The 18,075-nt window shown below is 45.3% G+C and carries 18 protein-coding genes; 12 read left to right on the plus strand and 6 right to left on the minus strand.

The window, feature by feature from the left end; genetic code table 11:
• Window positions 1–9 precede the first annotated feature (9 nt).
• Both AC1DE7_RS00560 and AC1DE7_RS00565 read right to left on the minus strand, forming a co-directional pair.
• Window positions 10–921, minus strand: a complete 912-nt coding sequence (locus AC1DE7_RS00560) for a TIGR01777 family oxidoreductase (protein ID WP_477533527.1) — start codon at window positions 919–921, stop codon at window positions 10–12.
• Window positions 922–1,080: 159 nt separating this feature from the next.
• A complete protein-coding gene (locus tag AC1DE7_RS00565; RefSeq protein WP_036610792.1) occupies window positions 1,081–1,548 on the minus strand; it encodes a DUF2621 domain-containing protein in 468 nt (155 codons plus the stop codon).
• A 170-nt stretch (window positions 1,549–1,718) separates the two neighbouring features.
• Here AC1DE7_RS00565 and AC1DE7_RS00570 point away from each other — a divergent pair, with 170 nt between their 5' ends.
• A complete protein-coding gene (locus AC1DE7_RS00570) occupies window positions 1,719–2,825 on the plus strand; it encodes a deoxyribonuclease IV (protein WP_477533528.1) in 1,107 nt (368 codons plus the stop codon).
• Between the two features lie 42 nt (window positions 2,826–2,867).
• On the plus strand, window positions 2,868–3,761 hold the full coding sequence (purU, locus tag AC1DE7_RS00575; protein WP_339189074.1) for a formyltetrahydrofolate deformylase: 894 nt from the start codon (window positions 2,868–2,870) through the stop codon (window positions 3,759–3,761).
• 74 nt (window positions 3,762–3,835) lie between these two features.
• Here the strand turns inward: purU and AC1DE7_RS00580 are convergent, their stop codons facing one another.
• Complete coding sequence (locus AC1DE7_RS00580) at window positions 3,836–4,315, minus strand: hypothetical protein (RefSeq protein WP_127544188.1); 480 nt, start codon at window positions 4,313–4,315, stop codon at window positions 3,836–3,838.
• 437 nt (window positions 4,316–4,752) lie between these two features.
• Here AC1DE7_RS00580 and tkt point away from each other — a divergent pair, with 437 nt between their 5' ends.
• From tkt to AC1DE7_RS00605, 5 genes are all read left to right on the plus strand, one after another.
• Entirely contained in the window at window positions 4,753–6,795 is a 2,043-nt protein-coding gene (tkt, locus tag AC1DE7_RS00585) for a transketolase (protein WP_036610788.1), read from the plus strand.
• A 369-nt stretch (window positions 6,796–7,164) separates the two neighbouring features.
• Window positions 7,165–7,482, plus strand: a complete 318-nt coding sequence (gene ppnP / locus AC1DE7_RS00590) for a pyrimidine/purine nucleoside phosphorylase (protein WP_017689983.1) — start codon at window positions 7,165–7,167, stop codon at window positions 7,480–7,482.
• A 236-nt stretch (window positions 7,483–7,718) separates the two neighbouring features.
• A complete protein-coding gene (locus tag AC1DE7_RS00595) occupies window positions 7,719–9,074 on the plus strand; it encodes a glucose-6-phosphate isomerase (RefSeq protein WP_282319032.1) in 1,356 nt (451 codons plus the stop codon).
• A 176-nt stretch (window positions 9,075–9,250) separates the two neighbouring features.
• A complete protein-coding gene (locus AC1DE7_RS00600) occupies window positions 9,251–9,883 on the plus strand; it encodes a YigZ family protein (RefSeq protein WP_477533882.1) in 633 nt (210 codons plus the stop codon).
• Between the two features lie 5 nt (window positions 9,884–9,888).
• Complete coding sequence (locus tag AC1DE7_RS00605) at window positions 9,889–10,491, plus strand: TetR/AcrR family transcriptional regulator (RefSeq protein WP_036669101.1); 603 nt, start codon at window positions 9,889–9,891, stop codon at window positions 10,489–10,491.
• Between the two features lie 190 nt (window positions 10,492–10,681).
• Here the strand turns inward: AC1DE7_RS00605 and AC1DE7_RS00610 are convergent, their stop codons facing one another.
• Window positions 10,682–11,083 (minus strand): secondary thiamine-phosphate synthase enzyme YjbQ, encoded by a 402-nt coding sequence (locus AC1DE7_RS00610; protein ID WP_036669103.1) that lies wholly within the window; start codon window positions 11,081–11,083, stop codon window positions 10,682–10,684.
• Window positions 11,084–11,576: 493 nt separating this feature from the next.
• On the opposite strand from AC1DE7_RS00610, the gene cysT reads away from it, so the two are divergent.
• The 4 genes from cysT to AC1DE7_RS00630 are packed head-to-tail and all read left to right on the plus strand — an operon-like array spanning window position 11,577 to window position 15,342.
• Window positions 11,577–12,392: a sulfate ABC transporter permease subunit CysT gene (gene cysT / locus AC1DE7_RS00615; RefSeq protein ID WP_477533529.1), complete on the plus strand. Its 816-nt coding sequence runs from the start codon at window positions 11,577–11,579 to the stop codon at window positions 12,390–12,392.
• Entirely contained in the window at window positions 12,389–13,186 is a 798-nt protein-coding gene (locus AC1DE7_RS00620; protein WP_017689977.1) for a sulfate ABC transporter permease subunit, read from the plus strand. The genes cysT and AC1DE7_RS00620 overlap by 4 nt, the downstream gene beginning before the upstream one ends.
• A gap of 1 nt (window position 13,187) precedes the next feature.
• Window positions 13,188–14,252 (plus strand): sulfate/molybdate ABC transporter ATP-binding protein, encoded by a 1,065-nt coding sequence (locus tag AC1DE7_RS00625; protein WP_036610770.1) that lies wholly within the window; start codon window positions 13,188–13,190, stop codon window positions 14,250–14,252.
• Window positions 14,253–14,277: 25 nt separating this feature from the next.
• Window positions 14,278–15,342, plus strand: a complete 1,065-nt coding sequence (locus tag AC1DE7_RS00630; RefSeq protein WP_477533530.1) for a sulfate ABC transporter substrate-binding protein — start codon at window positions 14,278–14,280, stop codon at window positions 15,340–15,342.
• A gap of 116 nt (window positions 15,343–15,458) precedes the next feature.
• Here the strand turns inward: AC1DE7_RS00630 and AC1DE7_RS00635 are convergent, their stop codons facing one another.
• Complete coding sequence (locus AC1DE7_RS00635; protein ID WP_477533531.1) at window positions 15,459–16,703, minus strand: hypothetical protein; 1,245 nt, start codon at window positions 16,701–16,703, stop codon at window positions 15,459–15,461.
• A 63-nt stretch (window positions 16,704–16,766) separates the two neighbouring features.
• Window positions 16,767–17,495 (minus strand): C39 family peptidase, encoded by a 729-nt coding sequence (locus AC1DE7_RS00640; protein WP_179198464.1) that lies wholly within the window; start codon window positions 17,493–17,495, stop codon window positions 16,767–16,769.
• A gap of 135 nt (window positions 17,496–17,630) precedes the next feature.
• Between AC1DE7_RS00640 and AC1DE7_RS00645 the strand changes: the two genes are divergently transcribed.
• Entirely contained in the window at window positions 17,631–17,831 is a 201-nt protein-coding gene (locus tag AC1DE7_RS00645; protein WP_477533532.1) for a hypothetical protein, read from the plus strand.
• The last annotated feature ends 244 nt before the right edge of the window (window positions 17,832–18,075 follow it).

Here is an 18,075-nt window from a genome sequence, read left to right on the forward strand (position 1 = left end):
ATAGTTCAATCAGTCAGATAAGCCGCGGTGTTTCAGATCTTCCAGTGCCTGGGTTAAGGTTGGGAAGGTGAACTGGAATCCGTGGTCGAGAGCTTTTTGCGGAATGACTCTCTGCCCCTGAAGCACGACAACGGATAGTTCTCCGACCAAAGTTTTAATCAGGAAGCTGGGTACGGGGAACCAGTGAGGGCGATGATACACTTTACCGACCGTACGACCGAATTCATCATTGGTAACAGGGTTCGGTGAGGAAGCATTGACCGGACCTGACACTTGTTTATTTTGAATGCTAAAATCAATGAGTCTTACGATATCCATAATGTGAATCCAGCTAGTCCATTGCTTGCCACTGCCGATCTTGCCACCAACACCCAGCATATAAGGAAGTTTCATCAATGGAAAAGCACCTCTTTTATGTCCAAGAACCAGACTTACCCGGATTTTAACGAGTCTTACATTTTTGATTGCATCTGCAGCAACTTCCCATTGTTCCGAGACCCGGGACGGGAAATTCATTGATTTTTGCGGACTGCTCTCGTCAAAGGTTTCGTTAGGAGAGGTTCCATAGATGGCCATGGCAGAAGCCTGAACGACGACTTCCGGCTTTTGTTCCAGGGATTCCACCAATCGGGCTACCCGCGCTACGGTCGTGACTCTGGATTCAACAATTTCCAGCTTCGCCTTGGTTGTCCAACGTTGATTCAGTGTTTCTCCGGCAAGGTTAACGAGAGCGTCCGTACCTTCCAGCAAGTGAGGTTGTTCTTCGACTTGTTCCCACGATATATATGTAAGATTTTTACTTGGATTATGCAAGTCAGGCAGTTTTCGTGTAATAACTTTCACATGGTGCCCGGCTTGCAGCCAGTAATCTACAAGTGCTCCTCCCACAAATCCGGTACCCCCACAAATGGCAATTTTCATATCAAACATCCTCTCTGTATTTTCACTGCGCTGATACATACCGTTGGATCGACAAACAGCCCCGTACGGTAAGCAATGCCTGTTGGGAACAACTTACCTGACGGAGCATATCTGTATCTAATTAACCAAATCTATATGCCACTTAACTCATCTTTTATTTTATTTAATCAAATGTTGATAAGGGGAATAATCGATTTTGTTTTTCTCCAAAAATTTTACCAAAAACTTATTATCCCGCTTCGGTGTGGCAATAATGTATCCTTTGATGCAATGATCTCTCGATACTTCCGTGGCATTGTCTTCAACTGCAATCTTACCGATCTCTGCAGCAATGGAATGTTTGGCGATGTCACGAAATGGCCCGGGCACAGGCTCCACTAGTTGATCCAAAAAAGCTTTGGCTTCATCTGTCCATAAGTGACGGCTGGCTTCAACCCAATAATTCTGCCAATCCAGTTTGGACTTTCCGTCTGCTTTTGGTAGCACTTTCAAAAACTTGCGCATCATGAAAAATCCACCGATACACATGCTACCTAGCAATAAAAAAGTCCAGAATGCGATCGTATTCATAAACCAATTGCTGGGGGAATAGCTGTTCAGTATTATCGCGTAGGAGTCGAAAATCATTGCGGAGTCACCTCGGTTCATTGATTTTCACGGAGAGACGGATTCCGCCTACCCATGTTCCACATATTAGCTGTAAAAAATAGCCTCTATCCCGAATTATAGCGCATTTCTAGATTTATTTCGATAATCGCGTTAGAATAAGGGATAATTCAGAATAAGGGGGATCAATAATGCTGAAAATCGGCTCCCACGTGTCCTTTTCGGACAAGGGATTATTGAGTGCAACGAAGGAAGCGTCCTCGTACGGTTCCAGTTCGTTTATGATATATACGGGTGCACCACAGAATACACGTCGCAAGCCAATTGAGTCCATGTATATTGAAGAAGGCAAGGTTGCCATGCAAGAGGGTGGAATGGAAGATATCGTTGTCCATGCACCGTACATTGTTAATCTTGGCTCATACAAAGATAATACGTTTAGACTGGCTGTAGATTTCCTTCAGGAAGAGATTCGTCGGACACATGCTATTGGTGTGAAGAACATCGTATTACATCCCGGCGCATTTACAGACAAAGATGCCCACTATGGGATCGGACGGATCGCGGAAGGATTGAATGAAGTGCTGGAGGGTGTGAAAGACACGGATGTGAACATCGCTCTGGAGACCATGGCTGGCAAAGGTACGGAGATGGGTCGCAGTTTCGAAGAGATCGCCCAGATCATTGAGAAAGTAACGTATAACGAGCGCCTGACTGTGTGTATGGATACATGCCACATTCATGATGCCGGATATGATATCGTTAATGATTTTGACGGTGTACTGGAACAATTCGATCGTACGGTAGGACTTGACCGCATTGCCGTAATGCATATTAATGATAGTAAGAATGCTGTGGGTGCGCACAAGGACCGTCATACACCAATTGGCTCTGGCTGGATCGGGTTTGAAGCGATTAACCGCATCGTCAACCATGATAAGCTTCAAGGACGTCCATTTATTCTGGAGACACCTTGGATTGGTAAAGAGGCCAAGACACAGCGTCCAATGTATGAGGTGGAGATTGCCCTGCTTCGTGGGGATGTTGCCGGTCGATTCGGCCAGGATTTCCTGACAGAAGTAGAACAGTTGCAACACTTTTTCAAAGGTAAAGAGATTGAGTCTCGTTCGTATATTCTGGATGTGTGGACGTTGCTCAAAAATGATGCTAAAGCCAAAAAGGCAGATCCGCGCGAACCACTGGAACGCCTCTATGACATGGTGACTGAAGCTGCACTATTCCCGCATTTGAATGAAGAACAACTGAATCATCGCTTGATTGCATGGCTTGCGGGTTAATCCCGCAGGTTATGGCTTAATTGAAGGAGGAAGAATAACCCGATGGAGATCCACGCTAAACAAGTACGCCCTGATTCTAAAAACCGCGCCGATCGTGCGCGCATGCTTATTTCCTGTCCGGATGGTCCAGGAATTGTAGCTGCCGTATCTCATTTCCTGCACCAGCATGGTGCAAACATTGTTCAGTCGGACCAGTATACAATGGACCCTGCTGGCGGCATGTTCTTTATGCGAATTGAGTTTGATCTTCCGCAGTTGTTAATCAACCTGCCGAAACTGGAAGCTGATTTTGAAGAAGTAGCAAGCCGTTTCCAGATGGAATGGACGTTATCTGCGGTCAGCCGCAAGAAGAAACTGGCTATCTTTGTATCCAAAGAAGATCACTGTCTGGTTGAATTGTTGTGGCAATGGCAGGCAGGCGACCTGGATGCAGATATTGCGCTTGTGGTCAGCAACCATCTGGACATGAAGGACTATGTAGAATCATTTGGCATTCCATATCATCATATCCCAGTTACAGCAGATACGAAAAAAGAAGCGGAACAGCGCCAACTGGACGTCATCGGCAACGATGTGGATGTGATCATTCTGGCTCGTTACATGCAGATTATCTCTCCGATGTTCATTGAGCATTACCGCAATCGAATCATTAATATTCACCATTCGTTCCTGCCAGCCTTCGTGGGTGGTAAACCGTATGCGCAGGCGTACAACCGCGGTGTCAAAATTATCGGTGCGACAGCGCACTATGTTACGGAAGAACTGGATGGCGGCCCGATTATTGAACAGGATGTGCAGCGTGTAAGCCACGGGGACGATGTAACCGAGCTGAAGCGTATTGGACGTACCATTGAGCGTGTTGTGCTCGCACGTGCCGTGAAATGGCATGTCGAAGACCGTGTTCTTGTTCACGAAAATAAAACCGTTGTATTTTAAGCTCACGCTTTAATACTGTGCAAGGTTGATTCGGAACCACGTAATAGACTAACAATAAAGCGACCCCAATTCGTTTACGAAATGGGAGTCGCTTTTTTTGTTGTGTTGATATACTTTCCGCACAAGCCAAGCATAATACCAAACAGCAGATGTCCTACAATCCAGTAGAGGATGGCGGACACATCGTACAGGTCTGGCACACGTGATGACAATTGAGAGAGTGGGATATAGAGCAAGGACGAGACTGCACCAAGTAAAATTCCTTTGATCATAGGGCGGCCTGAATGCCTTACCCACCACAGATAGAAGATACCGATGACAACGGACACGATGAGATGCAAAGCAAATTCAATGAATTCGGGTAAGGTTGGCGGAAGACCAGGCACAAAATCAATATTCAGCAGCAGAGTATATACTTGTTCACCTGTGATGGCCTGAATCATTTTGAGGAAAAATCCCAGGACAACTCCCGAGAGAATTCCCGTTAAAATACCGGATATCCAGGGTAATGAGTGATTTGCCGATGTTGATGGGTGAGCAGCAGGATCTGGCATGATCGAGACCTCCTATGATTGACGCGTGTACATCTGAAAAAAGTAAACCACAGCCCGAATTTTGTAATCCATATTAAGGAACATTATATGTGAATTGAGGATGAATATCTAAAAAATGCATGGTTTTCAGGTTAAAGGTTATACTTCATGCGATGGATTTGCGAGGCTCCTTAAGTCTGTTTTTGGAATTTAGTACCTTGTACAGTACGATTTTTGCTTGATAGGACAAGGATTATTCATCACAAACCACCAATTTTTCACGAACTTCTAAAAGAAGGTTATGGAAAAGCTTCACGCCAAGTGATACAATACAAAAGTGAATAAGTCAAAATGAAACACTCAAGCGGATTCACTTATTGTGAAATTCGGTTTGCTTGTATGATGAGAGGGATTCGCTTGCGCACCCGACTTATCTAAAGACATGAGGAGGACAAACCATGACTGACAAGAACGAAGCGATTCAAAAGGACGAGAACACTACAATCGACAACCTGTCGATTACTACCGTACGTACTTTGGCGATTGATGCAATTGAGAAGGCAAATTCCGGACACCCGGGTATGCCTATGGGCTCCGCTCCAATGGGGTACCAACTTTTTGCAAAAACGATGACTCATAACCCGGACCACCCAACTTGGGTTAACCGGGACCGTTTTGTCCTGTCTGCAGGACATGGCTCCATGTTGCTGTACAGCTTGCTGCACCTGAGCGGATATGATCTTCCAATGGAAGAACTGAAACAGTTCCGTCAATGGGGAAGCAAAACTCCGGGTCACCCGGAATTCGGACATACTGCAGGTGTTGATGCAACAACCGGCCCACTGGGTCAAGGTATTGCAATGGCTGTAGGTATGGCGATGGCTGAAGCTCAACTGGGCGCAACATACAATAAAGACAAATTCAACGTAGTTGACCACTACACTTACGCAATCTGTGGTGATGGCGACTTGATGGAAGGCGTATCTCATGAATCAGCTTCCCTGGCTGGACGTTTACACCTGGGCAAATTGATCATGTTGTTCGACTCCAATGACATCACGTTGGATGGTAAACTGGATCTGTCTTCTTCTGAAAGCATCGCGAAGCGTTTTGAAGCTTATGGCTGGCAAGTGCTGCGCGTTGAAGATGGTAACGATCTGCCTGCAATCGAAAAAGCAATTCAGGAAGGTCAAGCAGATACACTGCGTCCTACACTGATCGAAGTTAAAACGGTTATCGGTTATGGTAGCCCGAATAAACAAGGTAAAGGCGGCCACGGCGGTACTCACGGATCTCCACTGGGTGCAGACGAAGCCAAATTGACTAAAGAGTATTACAAATGGGTTTACGAAGAAAACTTCCACGTACCAGCTGAAGTTCGCGATCACTTTGCACAAGTGAAAGATCGTGGTATCTCTGCTAACAAAGCTTGGGATGAGAAATTTGCCGAGTATAAAAAAGCATTCCCTGAGCTGGCAGCTCAATTCGAAACAGCGATTAACGGCGACCTTCCAGAAGGTTGGGACCGTGATCTTCCTAAATATGCAGCAACAGACAAAGCTCTTTCCACTCGTGTAGCATCCGGTAACGCTCTGAACGGTCTGGCGCACAACGTGCCACAACTGACAGGTGGATCTGCTGACTTGGAAAGCTCCACAATGACTCACTTGAACAACCTGGAGAACTTCACACCTGAAGATTACTCCGGCCGTAACATCTACTTCGGTATCCGTGAATTCGGTATGGCTGGAGCAATGAACGGTATGGCACTGCACAGCGGTGTGAAAGTATTCGGAGGTACGTTCTTCGTATTTACCGATTACCTGCGTCCAGCTGTTCGTCTGGCTGCCCTGATGGGATTGCCTGTAACGTATGTTCTGACTCACGACAGTATCGCTGTTGGTGAAGACGGTCCTACGCACGAACCGATCGAGCAATTGGCATCCCTGCGTATCATTCCTAACCTGACGGTTATTCGTCCGGCTGATGGTAATGAAACTTCGGCTGCTTGGGCTTACGCGCTTGAGAACAAGAGCAACCCGGTTGCACTTGTACTCACTCGTCAAAACCTGCCGATCCTGGAAGGTACGGTTGAAGGTTCACGTGAGAACGTGAAACGTGGTGCTTATGTTGTCTCTGATGCAAAAGATGGCAAAGCGGTAGCACAAATTATCGCTACAGGTTCTGAAGTGCAATTGGCTGTTAAAGCTCAAGCAGCACTTGCAGAACAAGGCATCCAAGTTCGCGTAATCAGCATGCCAAGCTGGGATCTGTTCGAGAAACAAGACAAAGCTTATAAAGAGTCCGTTCTTCTTCCGGATGTTAAAGCTCGTCTTGCAATCGAAATGGCTTATCCTATGGGCTGGGAGAAATATGTTGGCGATCAAGGTGACATTCTCGGAATCAGCACATTTGGTGCTTCCGCGCCTGGCGACCGTGTTATCCAAGAATACGGCTTTACAGTGGATAACGTGGTTAGCCGCGTAAAAGCATTGCTGTAATAGAGGTTGTTCAAAAAGTCTGCTTTTGATTACGAAGGATGCCTCACGGCATCATCAGCGTCGAATATGGGATTCAACCGAATAAGAATATGCTTACGGAGTATGTTTCCTTCGGAAACATTGTAGTTGCTCACGTAGTTTTCTCCTACGCTCCGCTACTCCATTTCTAGCTTCATCCCATCTTCTTGGTACTAAAAACCTGACTTTTTGAACACGCAATTAGCTTCATAAGCGCTGTTATGGTTGGGAGAGCATCATGCTGTCCTGATCCATGGCAGTAAGTTATTTCCGCAGAGATGGGCGGTGACTCATGATCGCCCTGATCTGTTTTGCCTTTTGTTTTCATTAACTTCAGGGGAGCGGGTACGCATGTCACAATTCGATCAAGTCAGTGTAGTGAAAGAGGCCAACATTTATTATGATGGTCAGGTAACCAGCAGAACGGTTATTTTGGGGGATGGCAGCAAAGTGACTCTGGGCATCATGCTTCCAGGCAGTTATGAGTTCGGTACGGATTCCCGTGAAATTATGGAGATTCTGTCCGGAGATCTGAAAGTATTGCTTCCCGGAGAAGAAGAGTGGCAAGAGATTCAAGGTCAAGCTACGTTCCACGTGCCTGCCGAATCCAAATTCAAACTGGAGATACGCAGCGTTACTGACTACGTCTGCTCGTACCCGGCGGAATAACATAAGAAGGGTAAGCAGAACCGCAACCCGCRGATTCGGTTTACCCTTTTTGCTTCTTGAATTCTAACGACAAAGTTCGAGCTGCAAGCTTGTCAGCCCCGTGGATTTGAAGTATCCTTAAGGCAAGTTGTTTAGAATGGAATACGGACATAATATAAGAGGTTGTTCAAAAAGTCCGCTTTTGATTACAAAGTTTGAACACGCACTATAATCGAAATCAGGAGGTTTTTGAGATCATGGCAAAAAAAGTGACATTTGACTATAGCACGGCATTGCAATTTGTAAATCAGCACGAAGTGGATTATTTCGCAGAACCGATTCGTCTGGCTCATGAGCAGCTTCACAACGGAACAGGAACAGGCTCCGATTATCTGGGCTGGATTGACCTGCCAACGTCTTATGACAAAGAAGAGTTCGCTCGCATTCAAAAAGCGGCTGCCAAAATCCAAAGCGACTCCGAAGTACTGATTGTTATCGGTATCGGTGGATCATACCTGGGTGCACGTGCAGCGATTGAAATGCTGACTCACTCTTTTTATAACAATCTGCCAAAAGACAAACGCAAAACGCCTGAAATCTACTTTGCAGGAAACAATATCAGTTCCACATATGTAACTCATTTGCTGGATCTGGTTGAAGGCAAAGATTTCTCCGTCAACGTTATCTCCAAATCCGGTACAACAACAGAGCCGGCAATTGCTTTCCGTATCTTCCGTGCAGCACTGGAAGAGAAATATGGTAAAGAAGAAGCTCGGAAACGCATCTATGCTACAACAGACAAAGCACGTGGTGCATTGAAAGAACTGGCAAATGCAGAAGGATACGAATCTTTCATTATCCCGGATGATGTAGGTGGACGTTACTCCGTTCTGACAGCTGTAGGTTTGCTGCCAATCGCAGCAGCGGGTATCAGCATCGAAGAAATGATGCAAGGTGCGGCTGACGCATCCAAAGAATACAGCAACCCGAATGTAGCTGAGAATGAAGCATATCAATATGCTGCAGTTCGTAACGCATTGTATCGCAAAGGCAAAGGCACTGAGATCCTTGTAAACTATGAGCCATCCCTGCACTTCGTATCCGAGTGGTGGAAACAACTGTTTGGAGAGAGTGAAGGTAAAGACTACAAAGGGATCTATCCTGCATCCGTTGATTTCTCTACAGACTTGCACTCCATGGGTCAATTCATCCAAGAAGGTAGCCGGAATATCTTCGAAACTGTTATCCAGGTTACTGAAGTTGCTGAGCATATCTCAATCAAATCCGATCCGGACGATCTGGATGGTTTGAACTTCCTTGAAGGAAAAACTATGGACTTTGTTAACAAAAAAGCGTTCCAAGGAACACTGCTTGCACATACGGATGGTCAAGTACCAAACCTGATTGTGAACATTCCAGATATGACTCCATATTCTTTCGGATATCTGGTATACTTCTTTGAAAAAGCATGCGGTATCAGTGGCTACCTGCTGGGCGTCAATCCATTTGACCAACCAGGCGTGGAAGCTTACAAGAAAAATATGTTCGCATTGCTGGGCAAACCAGGCTTTGAAGAAGAGAAAGCAGCGCTCGAAGCGAGACTTTCCGAATAATTCATTAGTTTGCTCATATAGTTGAATAAGGTAATGTAAATCTAACCGGGAATCACTGTTCGTGTAAGATGCAGGGTTCCCGGATGTAGATAACCAGGGCAGTTCGTCCGCGTTCGCGCGGTGAACTGCTTTCTTGTAAAATGGACTCAGGAAAAGATCAGAAAGTTGGATTCGGAATGATTGAACGTTATCGCACGGTTCGAGGACCGGGCAATCTGGAAATTGTAATCAAGAAGTCGCGATTTATCGGTCATATTATGCCGGTCACGACAGAGGAAGAAGCTGTTGCCTTCATCGATGAGATCAAGAAAAAACATTGGAATGCAACTCATAACTGCTCTGCATACATGATTGGGGAGCGGGACGAGATCCAGAAGCAATCCGATGACGGGGAACCTAGCGGAACAGCAGGGAAACCCATTCTTGAAGTGATCAAAAATCAGAACTTGAAAAATGTGGCAATTGTGGTTACGCGATACTTCGGGGGAATTATGCTTGGAGCTGGCGGGTTAATTCGTGCTTATACGGATGGAGCTGTAGCAGCTATTGAAGCCGGAGAAGCCATTACCAACGTACTGCATCGTGAAGTGTTTGTTGAACTGGATTATACGTGGCTGGGTAAAGTGGAAAATGAGTTAAGAAGCCGGGAAGTCCGTACAGGTGAAACTGGATTCACCGATAAGGTTACGTTGACTTGTCTTCCGCCGGATAGTGAAACCGAGGCTTTTGTAGCCTGGATCACGGATTTGACGCAAGGGCAATCCCGGATCACGGAGGGACAGCGGCTTTATTTTATTGAAGGGGAATAAAATATATGGCTAGAAGAGCAGTCGAACAGGAGTTGTCGAGGGAGCGGATACTGGAGGCGGCGAGGCACCTTTTTATTACCAAAGGATACCGCGCCATTTCGATGCGAAGCATCGGCCAGCATCTGGGCTATAGTCATGGGTCGCTGTATTATCACTTTAAGGAAAAGGCAGAGCTGTTCTATGCCATCGTGGTTGAAGATTTTAATCATCTGGGGCATTTGCTGCTGCAAGCCATGGTCAGGCCGGTTCGTGATGATGTGAGCAAGGTAGAGCACATTATGATGGAGTTTATTCGCTTTGGTCTGGAGAATCCATACCAATACGAAATTATGTTTATGATCAGGGACGAAGAACTGTTGTCTTATTGTCGTACCGAACAGGGGCGTTGCTTCGAATTGTTTGCATCGATTATAAGGCAGTATATGAATGAAGCGAACTGTACGGAAGAGGATATTCAAAGGGTACCGCGTACGCTATTTTTGGCTATGCACGGATTCATTTCTTATTACATTCAGGACCGTTTAACGTTTGTGGAGATTGAATCGTCTGCGCTGTCTCATGTCAAAGTGCTGTGCCGCAATCTGGGTCAGCAGCCTGGCGACCAATAATGGTGCTGTTGTTGCACCCCTACACTTCAGGGCGGTGATTTGTCATAACTTTAATTCTTTATAACGTTGTCTCGCGAAAGTTAATATGCGCAGCAGACCAAGTCAGGCGGCTCCGACCCGGAATGAGGGTGGACCGCCTGTTTGTGTTTGCAAAAAATGAACGAGTTGGTGGTAGGTCTATTGGACCCAACTAACCTTCCATGATTTTGAGAAAGTACTCCCGCTCACGTGGTCCATCGAATTCGCAAAAGTAAATGCCTTGCCAGCGGCCAAGCAGCAGCCTGCCTTCGTGAATAATTACCGTCTGTGATGGCCCTGTTGTGATCGATTTGAGGTGAGAGGCTGTATTGCCTTCGGCATGTCGATACTCGGGATGCTCCCAAGGGTACACTTCGTCAAGGCGTAACAAGACATCGTGTTTCACATCCGGGTCTGCATTTTCGTTGATGGCAATACCCGCTGTCGTATGTGGACAGTAGATGAGCACCGTCCCATTCTGAACCCCGCTACTCTGGACAACCTGCTTCACGTCCCATGTGATATCCTTCATTTCATCTCGTGTGGAAGTGGATATATTCTTCTTGTATAACATGTTAAATCACTCCTTAGAATCTCATTTCTTACCCACGATTGTACCTTAACCACTACATACGAAACAAACCACATATGAAGACGGATATGTGAATCGCACAATAACGGAGAGGTCAGAAATAACCTGAAGAAGCGGAAGCTAAAAGCTTTCTGTAGGAAAGCTGCTTCGGAAGCATAAGCTTCGCCTTTATCCCCGGATTTCCCCTTAAAAAAGGGGATCAAAGAAATCTGGGGATAACAGTGATCGGAAGGTTGTTCGGCCGCGCAGTGTACAGTGCGATTTTTGTTAATCGTTCTTATATGTGGCCTAATTATATTCAATAAAAGCATTGACGATTAGCACTGCAAACTGGTAAAGTATCAGAAAAGCAAAACCAAGTAGACTAATGGGAATAATATTAAAGTAATATCATCCAACTTAGGAAAAATGTCGTATTAAAGCCAGGAAGACTGCCGACCGGAGTTAAAGCCGGAGGCTGGGAGGGAACGCAACAATGAATACCGTTCTTCGTCATAAGGGATGGACTTGGGGATTCCGCAGTACCGTATTGTTATATTTTATCGTACTTATTGTACTTCCAATCATCGGTGTGTACGTCAATTCCTTCTCTGAAGGATGGAGCAACTTTGTTCAGAGCATTATGGACCCCATCGCGTGGAAAGCCGTACTGCTGACCATTCGGCTGGCCGTGATTGCCACGCTGATTAATGTGGTTTTGGGCACGATGATCGCCTGGGTGTTGACGAGGTATCGCTTTGTGGGCCGATCGTTTCTTAACAGTCTGGTTGATCTCCCGTTTGCACTGCCAACAGCGGTGGGTGGCTTGATGATTATGCTGCTTTTGGGTCCGGTCAGTGCCATCGGGAAACTGGCAGAATCCATGGGATTTGAGATTGTATTTCACCAGCCCGCCATTGTTATCGCGATGACCTTTGTCACGTTTCCGTTTGTTATCCGTGCAGTGCAGCCTTTGCTGGAAGAAATCGATCCTTCCGAGGAAGAGGCCTCGTACACGATGGGGGCATCCAAGGCTCGCACGTTCATGCAGGTTATTCTGCCTTCTATGGCACCTGGCATGATCAGTGGGGGGATGTTGGCTTTCTCCAGAGGACTGGCTGAATTCGGGGCTGTTGTGCTGGTGGCTGGTAATATTCCGGGAAGAACACTGACTGCTTCCGTATTTATCTACGGGGAGATTGAAAGTGATAATCCAACGGGAGCCGCCGCGGTATCCGTGTTACTCCTGACGCTCTCCTTACTGATCCTCTGGCTGATCAATCTGGTGCAGATGCGGGGGAGAAGACGATGAGACGACTGTTAATCGGACTGACGTTTGCGGTATTTATTGTACTGTTGATCATCCCGCTTGGACGCATTTTTATTGGCGCATTTGAAGACGGGGCAGGTGGATTCCTGAAAGGGTTAATGCGCCCTGAGGCGTTACATGCCTTGATGATGACCGGACTGGTGGTTCTGGTGGTCACCCTGTTAAATACATTGTTTGGCATCATGATGGCTCTGTATCTGGTTCGTGCCGGATGGCTGAGTGAACGGATAAAAGGGCTGCTGAACAGCATTGTAGACCTGCCTTATGCCGTATCTCCTGTCATTGGCGGCTTGATGATTGTGTTGATGTTGGGACCTAACAGCATTATGGGCGCTTTTTTTGAAGGGATTGGATTCAATGTGGTCTATGCCTTCCCGGGTATGGTGATCGCAACGTTATTTGTCACCTTTCCACTGATGGTCAGAGAGGTTATGCCTGTACTGCAGGAACTCGGTTCACAGCAAGAGGAGGCCGCATCCACACTTGGCGCCTACGGCTGGAGGACGTTCTGGAGTGTGACCTGGCCTTCCATCCGCTGGGCGGTAGTGTATGGTCTAGTCTTGACGGTTGCGCGCTCGCTTGGGGAGTTCGGTGCAGTGCTGGTTGTATCCGGGAATATTATGAACAAAACGCAGACAGCAACAACCTTGGTGTATCAGGATGTTGAGAATTTTAATGTGGCTGCCGCAAATGGTGTGGCATTGGTGCTGGTTACCTTCTCCGTCGGGCTGCTGCTCATGATGGAATGGGCCAAGAAGCGAAAGGAAGTGCATTGATATGCATGTAGAAGTCCGTGATTTGAACAAACATTTCGGTGATTTTCATGCGGTAAAAGATGTCTCATTCGATATTGCCAAAGGCCATCTGATCGGTCTGCTTGGGCCCAGCGGAGGCGGAAAAACGTCCATTCTGCGGATGCTGGCGGGTCTGGAGAATCCGGGTTCCGGAGAGATTCGCTTTCATGGAAAAGTCGTGAACCACCTGCCTCCACAGGAGCGGGGCATCGGATTTGTATTCCAGAACTATGCCTTGTTCAAACATATGACGGTATTTGAGAATATCGCCTTTGGACTCAAGGTCAAGAAGACGCCAAAAGCCCAGATCCGTGATCGGGTGATGGAACTGGTTGAACTGACCGGGTTAAAAGGTTTCGAGCAGCGCTATCCACATCAGTTATCTGGTGGGCAGCGTCAACGTGTTGCTTTTGCCAGAGCACTCGCCCCGGAGCCACAGCTGTTATTGCTGGACGAACCGTTCGCGGCCATTGATGCCAAGATCCGTCAGGAACTGCGTTCATGGTTGCGGGAGCTAATCGAGCGGGTAGGAATCACTTCGATATTTGTAACGCATGACCAGGATGAAGCGATTGAAGTGGCGGACGAGATTATGATTATCAGTCAGGGTCGTCTGGAACAGAAGGGCACACCTTGGGATATCTACAAAAACCCTCAGACACCGTTTGTGGCTACATTTATCGGGGAGTCTACGGTTGTGGAGGATGCCTCCCAGTTGAAAGGATTCGAACATGCCGTCGAGGGTGAACATACCAAAGCGTTGATTCGACCGGAGTATATTGAGATCGGCTTGAAGAACGAGTTCACCATGTTGTCTGCAACGGAAAAAGGTACAGTCAAACATCTTCATTTCCGCGGTAGTGAATGGATGGTAGAGGTGGACGTACAGGGTCATAAGTTAATCACCTATCGTTCCCTGGAGAAAACGACATTGGAGATCGGTCAACAAATTCGAGTCCTTGTACACCGTGCATACCTGTTCAATGACTCCAACAGTTGGGTGGTTGAGAACCGACTGAAGGAAGATCCGATGCCGGTGATGATTTAGATCAAGTGGAAGAAAGGGGCTGCCCATGCAGACGAGGAGGAAGAAAGCCATACTCTTATATGTTGCCCTCATGCTTCTGCTCGTCTGCATGACCGCTGGATGCAGCAAGCAGGAGGAGTCAAGCGAACAGAACGAGCCCTCTGGTAACGATTCATCCAATACGCTGGTGATTGGTGCTTATAGTGTAGCGAAAGATGCTGTAGGCGAATTGCTGCCCAAGTTCCAAGAGGAGTGGAAGGCAAAAACGGGACAGACGATTAACTTTCAAGAGTCCTATGAAGCTTCGGGCACACAGGCAAGAGCCATCGTTGGTGGATTCGAGGCTGATGTGGCCTTGCTCGCGATGGAGAGTGATATCGAGAAGTTGGTCAAAGCCGATCTGGTTAGCTCTGATTGGAAACAGACCCCTAATGAGGGCATGATCACCCGTTCAATTGTTGTTCTGGGCACAAGAGCGGGCAACCCGCTCGGTATTCGTGATTTTCAGGACTTAACCAAGCCAGGAGTGAAGGTACTGTACCCCAATCCAAAGACATCCGGAGGCGCACAATGGGATATTAATGCCATTTACGGTGCTGGATTGAAACTGTCGGAGGAGCAAGAGGGGAAGAAAGATCCTGCCGCAGCCAAGGCTTTTCTCGAACAGGTACATCGTAACGTTGAATCATTGGACAAGAGTGGGCGTTCTTCGATGGCGGCATTCGAATATGGTGTGGGTGATGTCATCGTCACGTATGAAAATGAATTGCTTGCCCGGATCGCCAAAGGTGTAGATTATGACATCGTCATTCCAAAAAATACGATCCTGATTGAGAACCCGGCAGTTGTGGTGAATAAATATGCTGATAAACATGGAAATCGCGAACTGGCAGAAGCCTTTGTCGCATATCTGCGTACACCAGAAGCGCAGCGTATTTTTGCCAAGCATGGTTTTCGTTCAGTAGATCCGGATGTATTTGCACAGACGGAGTCGACATTCCCAACGCCAGAAGGACTATTTGATATCAACTATCTGGGTGGATGGGACGAGGTACGCAGTACGTTGTACTCCAAACGCGGCGTGTGGTATCAGGTGCTTGCGGGAATCTAGGGAATCGTATAGCATTGAAATGGCCTCCCCATGGTTAGATCATGTCTAACTATGGGGAGGCCATTTACCTGAGAGGGGGTTAAGGCCAAACTGCTCCGGCATATTCATTAAATATATTATTGATCTTTTGCATTCAAGTGGATGAAAAATAATTCTGCTTGTGTTCTATCTTTTTCATATTCCATGCGAGTAAAGGTGAGAATATCACCGAAGTTATAAATAGATGTGTAGCTTCCTTCTTTATTAATTACTCGTTGCTTATGGCCTGTGGTTAAATCTACAGCCATAATATAGGGCGATTGTTTGTAGATAAGCTGATTTTCCAATAGAAAAGGGGAGTATCCACCGAGTAGCGAACTGTCGTGAACAATGGTATAGATCAATTTTTTTGTATTTCTATCTAAAATTTCAGTAGTACTCTCCGTCGTTAATACAATCCATTGCTCATTTGCTGTGAAATCATAAATGTCTTCACGATCTTTAATAATAAGCTCAGGTTCGGAATGATCTTTAGGATACATAACAATGTCAAACCGTTTTTCTGTATCTGCATCTTTATCTCCAAAGACCGTTTGCTGTATCAATAATCCTTCATTGACAGGTCTTTGTAAATCAAGGAAAATGCCCTTTTTATTCTTTGTTTTTTCATTTAGCAATTGTGTGGTTACCTTAGTCTTAATATTGCTTTTTACATTATAAATAAATGCTTCATTTTTAACAATTTTATTGTTGATCTTCTTCTCTATCCAGCTAATCTCATCTTGATAGGTTCTTAATACAGGGACGGCAATTTGATCTTCACTAATCCCTTCGGTAAAAATGGTAGGGCTTGCTTCAAGATCATCTCGTTTCATCCGCATCATTTTCCAAGGAGTATTATTATCTGGTGAATGAGATGGATTTTCCACCCAAAATAAGTCATCACCAACGGACACTAAGGTATTAATAATCATGCCTTTCGCAGCACGATATTGAGAGACATAGGTATTCTTTTTCGTGTCAAACTGAATAATTTCCATTTCCATCTCATCAGTTGTGGAGAAATCTCTGCTAAAAATGACAATATCGTTGTCATTTTTATAACTGGAAACGATGGTGTTACGCTCCAAAATATCATTTTTAATAGTTATTGAATCGATAGTGTAAGGAAGCTTAAATTTAACATCGGGTTTAGTTTGTGGTAGTTCTGTTGTTGTAGGGTTAGTAGATGAGTCAATTTCAGGTGTAGTTTCCAACGTACTAGAAGGTTTTTCAGATGGATTATGGTTTACCGTTTGATCGGATGTAGTGGTTTCGTTACAGGCTGTAAGTAATAAAACAACTAGAAGGGCGATGTAAAAGAAAATAAATCTATTTTTCATGATAATACCTCCCGTACATTATTAAAGAAGGGAAGCTTTGCTTCCCTTCTTTTTAACGAATCATTACCATATTATTGCTTGTCTAAAGTGGTTTTGATTGGCTTGATACACTTTATCGAGGCTATACCACTTGTTACCGTGTGTTTTTCCTCTATTACCCTGATCATAAGGATCTGTAAGCCTAACCTTTGCATCATTTGTTCTAAAGTCATAGCCAGAAACATTGATTATATGTCCGCTTACAGTACCAGTGTAGTTTTCTAATTCATTACCAGTAATTTTTAAATCTAATACAGCTGGATGGTATTTATCCGATGAATACATGATTGCATACTTCCATGTTTCAAAATTGAGTGATGTTGAGTACGAATAAGTGTACTGCGATTGAAGATTGTTTAGAACATCGTCAACGATTGTAAAGTCAGTACCATCTTTTGTAGTTCCTAATTTCTTAGCATAGTAAGACTGTGATTCAGAACTACTATTTAGATAATTTAATACTTGCTTTGTAGTAGCAGGTCCGCACCAATAGGTTGTTTCCTGTTTGAACGGAGTAACCCCTACGGTTTGTAGATCACCTAGAGCCATAATATGGTACTTACTTTCAGCTCTATCCTTATGAATTTGTAATTCTTTCATTTTTTTTGGAAGCATCTGTTGTTGTTTTAGGGTTGGAATGTCCATCGTGGGTGTTGGGTTATCACCAGTACCAGCAGCAAAAGCACTTGAAGCCAGCATTCCAGTGAAGATAAGAGTGAATGTAGTGCTTTTTAGAAGTTTTTTTAGTTCCAATTTAAAGCCTCCCTTTAAAATAATGTGAAGAAATGTACTAAGTCCGGACATCTATAATATATATATTATGGTATTGATTGTCAATAATATTAATTTGTCCTATTTAAATCTAATATGTAAGACTGTTTTGATGTGATGGATATTAGTGCTATATTTGGTGGACGGGATGTTGCTAAGATGAACGAGTGGCAGTTGAAGCCGCTATACAAACGGATAGAGAAAATCTTTCAGGACCCGTATTCCTCACTAAATTCAGGCATGAAGATTCTGCTGATCATCAGTGAACCCGTGGTGAGGTTTGAAGGTAGAGATGAAGGCACAATGCTTACCTCATGAACTAGTAGGCTTGAAGTTGAACGTTATCCGCATGATTTCAGCTGAGGGCAACGTCAGTGTTTGAGTATTGCCCGTGCTCTATCAGTCAATCCCGATTTTATTCTCTGTCATGGGTCGTTGTCTGCGCTGGGGTGTTTCAGTATAAGCACAGTTGGTCAATCTGTTGAAGGGTTTACAGGCCGAACTAGGAATGACTTATCTGTTCATAGTCCATGATCTGTCTATGGTTCTTCACTTCTTCGAT

It is taken from the genome of Paenibacillus sp. 10L310, assembly GCF_056395745.1.